Below are 4,087 nucleotides of genomic sequence, written 5' to 3'. Positions count from 1 at the left end.
AGTACTTGGCAGAAGAAGCACACCAACAAGGAATCCAACAAGGAATCCAACAAGGAATCCAACAAGGTGCTCAAGAAACCATCCGTGAGAACATTCTTGAAACACTTGCCTTTCGATTACAACCCGAAGGGGCACAAACTTTTAAGTCTGATTTGGCATCGATTGATGATCTGCAACGTCTCAGGCAGCTGTTTCGCGCCGCAATGCAGGTGGAAACTCCGGAAGATTTCACGCAAGCCCTAAGTGAAAATGGCAACTAAATTGTGCTTCCGCCCACACCTCTCTTATACCTTCTACCATCAATACCGTTTATTTCGCTTCAAATCAGAATATAACAAAGGAGATATCTCTATGTATAAAACCGCGATGTTAGGGTGCGGTGGACGCGCCCGGGCACACGCAGACGCCTATCGCTTCGTCCAAAACGGGAAACTCGCTGCTATCTGCGATATGAATACCGAACTCTTGAACACATTCGGAGATGACTTCGGTATTTCTTCCCGCTACACCGATCTGGATGAGATGCTCGAAAAAGAGAAACCCGATGTTCTTCATATCGTCACAGCACCCGTGCTGCGGGGTAGCAACGAACGGATTCGGTATCCGTTGATGAAACAAGCCTCGGATGCCGGAGTCCCAGCAGCCATCGTTGAAAAACCGATTGCCGTTGAAAGCGAAGACTGGAAGCAGATCGCAGGATTGGCAGAAGAGACAAACACTAAGTTCGTCGTCAACACGCAGCTCAACTTCCATCCGCAAAATTTAGAATTAAAGCGAGATGTCGCAGAAGGTAGAATCGGCGATATTAAGCTTATCGATGCCAGCGCACGCAGTACGCCTGTTGACCAGGGGCCACATGTGCTACAACTCGTCTCTTCCTACATCGACAACTCGCGTCCAACGCGAGTGCTTGGGCAAATTTCGGGTGCCGAACAGTTGGATTCGGCGCAACCCTCTCCACAATACGCCAGCGCACGCGTCCAATACGAGAACGGACTTCATATTTCCGTGGCATTCGGGACAGCAATTGCCCCAACAGCATCCGATGATCCCGTCGTCTTTTTTCATAAACGCGTTTTTGTCGTTGGAACGAAAGGTTTTGTGCATTGGCGGTTTAGCAGTTGGGAACGCTCAACGCCAGAGGGTGGCTACGAAGGCGGTCCGCTCAGCTACGGGGAACAAGATGTCGTCGCACAAGGCAACCTCACTGAGGCGGTTTTCGATTGGCTGGACGATGAGAGTAAGGTGCATCCGACACACCTTAAGCAATCCCTCGCTGAGTTCAACCTCCTCCTTGGCATCTACTACAGCGGTATCACAAACGAGGTGATTGAACTTCCTTTTGACCCACCAGATGGACTGATGGATTCACTGAGAGCTAAGCTATAGCGGACGGCCGTTTTTCATCGCAACCTGTCTCCTCTTTACCGTAAGGCGGGGTTTTTATACCTCGCCATCCACTCGTTCAGACGGAGGTACAACCATGTCTCTTTTAAGAATTACGTGTCTGACACTCTGTTTGTTTGGTATTGTTCACGCCACAGTAAATGCGGAATTGGTCGGCTATTGGTCATTCAACGAGGCAGATGGTGTGGATGACCTGACTGGCAACGGTCACGACGGGATCATCCAAGGGAATCCAAAGGTAATAGCCGGAAAATTCGGTGAAGCGTTGGAGTTCAACGGTAGCACTGATTACGTCGAGATTCCGGATGCACCAGCAATTTCTGAACTTGAAGCGTTGTCTCTGTCGGCGTGGATTCAACCGTTGAAACTGGGACCGTGGGTAGCGGTTGCTGAAAAAGGCATCCACCTCAACTGGAGCTACGGATTTTTCATTGAACCCGATGGCACGCTCTCCTTTGAGGTCTCCACCGGTCCGGGAAACAATCTCGTCTGTTGTGTCGGCAACGTTAAAATGGAAATTGGACAGTGGTACCACATCTTCGGCTCTTATGACGGTAAATCTGTCAAGGCGTACGTTGACGGAAAACTGGAGGGAGAGATGCCGGGTGCGGATGCTGTCCACATCACCGAAGGATTGCCGTTCACTATCGGCAGCCGTAACGGTCAGAACCATTTTGGTGGTGCTGTTGACGAGGTAGCATTCTGGAGCGAAGCAATTCCGGTCGAGGCATCTATGGATCCGCTTCCCGTAAAACCCGGACGAAAACTAACCACTGCCTGGGGAGCAATCAAAGCACGTCGCTAAAAAACGATGGAAACAACAAATTCTGAAAAATTTACGGAACAGGGTTACCTTGTTGTGAAATCAGCACTCTCCGAGGTAGATCTTGTCCCGCTGATTGCTGTCATTTCTGAAGCCGTTGATAAGCGCGCCACTGAACTCTACAACGAAGGAGCAATCTCTGACACTTACAAAGAGATGTCTTTTGAACGCCGTTGGTACGCTATTTTAAAGGCATGCGGCAGAGAAAATGAGGTTTTTGGTTGGCACACGCTCGTCTTTAGTGAGGCACTCTTTGACTTGATAACCCATCCGAAGGTGCTGGATGTATTAGAAACGCTTATCGGAAGCGATATTCAATTCAACGGCGACTTTTGGGTGCGTCCGAAACTCCCAAACGAGAAACTCACAACACTCCCGTGGCACCAAGACAGCGCGTACATGCCCCATACCGAAAACGATACGCACCTCACTGTATGGCTACCGTTAGTGAACGTCAAAGTAGCGAACGGTCCGTTGCAATTCCTACCGGGAAGCCACAAGTCAGGTTTGCAAACCTATCACCGCGTGCCCGGCGAGGCGTTTGCCGTTCCTGTTCTCCCTCCGACTGCATCCGATTCGGAGATCGCTACCTTAGAGATGCAGAAAGGGGATCTCCTCGTCTTCAACAATCTCGTCTTCCATCGGTCGTTGGTAAATCAAAGCAATACCATTCGCTGGTCTACAGATTTTCGATTCAGCCGGACTGGCACCTCACTCAACGAACTCTGGCACGCAGCGATTGCGTGTCCTGCCCGTGCGCGTGAAAGTAGGCAATGCCCAACGTTGTGGCAAACATGGCGTGCACAATGGGAAGCCAGTCCCCACAAAGACAGATTCGTTTAACTGATATGTCCAACGTTTTTGTCTCAAAAAATTTTCGTGTTTCTACACCTTTTCTATTATAATTCGTCAAAATAGAATAGAAAGCGAAACGCATTGTCCAAGCGTCATACAATCACAAGTTACCGTCACTCTTGGCAACATATAGGAGATTACTTTGTCAAACGCAAGAATTATCACAGTTACCCTCAGCGTCCTGCTCATGTTGGGCATGAGTCTAACGAGTTCAGCTGAGATCACCGAAGACATGGTTGCCGCAGCATGGCTGTTCGATGGCAATGCCGAAGACTTCTCAGGAAACGGATTTGATGGAGAAGTAAAAGGTGGCACATTCGTTGCTGGCAAAATCGGTGAAGCGATTGAATTGAACGGCAAAAACGAGTGGGTCGCGATTCCGAAACGGATTGGCGAATTTGAGGAAATCACCTTCACACATTGGGTCAAATCCACGGGACGCGAAGCACAGTGGCGTGTCTTTTTCAACGTCAACGGTTGGAAAGTTGGGGACATCCACTACCAGATGCACCCGAATAACAAAGTAGAGTTCTCTATTCACAGCAATCCGGGTGGAAACGATACCTTCGCGAACTACATGTTGGCAGGCGATCAGATGGATAAGTGGGTCCACATCGCAACCGCCTACAGTGCGCCGGAAAAGAAGATCCGTTTCTACATTAATGGTGAGCTCGATATTGAAAACGATTGGGGTGGAAATCCCGGTATTCTCGATCCCGCCCAGATCGGGGACTGGGGTCAGAGCAGGCAGTGGGAAGGATTGTTAGACGAGTTTATTATCTTCAACACTGTTCTCAGTGAAGATGACATTCAAGCCGTTATGGAAGAAGGTTTGGAGCCAACCCTCGCTGTGGATCCGAAACGGAAACTGGCTGCCACATGGGGTAGTCTGAAAAAATAAGCAGAAGCCGTTGATAAGTTGCTTCTCTAAAGAGGAAATGAATATGTTTTTAGGTAGTGTTTACATTGTGTAAGTTATTGACATTTTTGTTAGGTTTTGGT

At 49.0% G+C, this 4,087-nt stretch carries 5 protein-coding genes; all 5 read left to right on the top strand.

Going from position 1 to position 4,087, the window contains the following annotated elements; genetic code table 11:
- The coding region (locus tag OXN25_00175) for a hypothetical protein (protein ID MDE0423262.1) at window positions 1-260 on the top strand (260 nt) is incomplete at its 5' end.
- 91 nt (window positions 261-351) lie between these two features.
- A complete protein-coding gene (locus OXN25_00170; protein ID MDE0423261.1) occupies window positions 352-1,389 on the top strand; it encodes a Gfo/Idh/MocA family oxidoreductase in 1,038 nt (345 codons plus the stop codon).
- A 94-nt stretch (window positions 1,390-1,483) separates the two neighbouring features.
- Complete coding sequence (locus OXN25_00165; GenBank protein MDE0423260.1) at window positions 1,484-2,212, top strand: LamG domain-containing protein; 729 nt, start codon at window positions 1,484-1,486, stop codon at window positions 2,210-2,212.
- A gap of 6 nt (window positions 2,213-2,218) precedes the next feature.
- Window positions 2,219-3,073, top strand: coding sequence for a phytanoyl-CoA dioxygenase family protein (locus OXN25_00160; protein MDE0423259.1), 855 nt, complete (start codon window positions 2,219-2,221; stop codon window positions 3,071-3,073).
- Between the two features lie 154 nt (window positions 3,074-3,227).
- The gene (locus tag OXN25_00155) at window positions 3,228-3,986 is read left to right on the top strand and encodes a LamG domain-containing protein (GenBank protein ID MDE0423258.1); all 759 of its coding nucleotides are present in this window, start codon (window positions 3,228-3,230) and stop codon (window positions 3,984-3,986) included.
- Window positions 3,987-4,087 lie beyond the last annotated feature (101 nt).

Source organism: Candidatus Poribacteria bacterium (assembly GCA_028820845.1).
In the GTDB taxonomy this organism is placed as follows: Bacteria; Poribacteria; WGA-4E; order WGA-4E; family WGA-3G; genus WGA-3G.
This window is presented reverse-complemented; position numbering and strand designations above follow the sequence as displayed.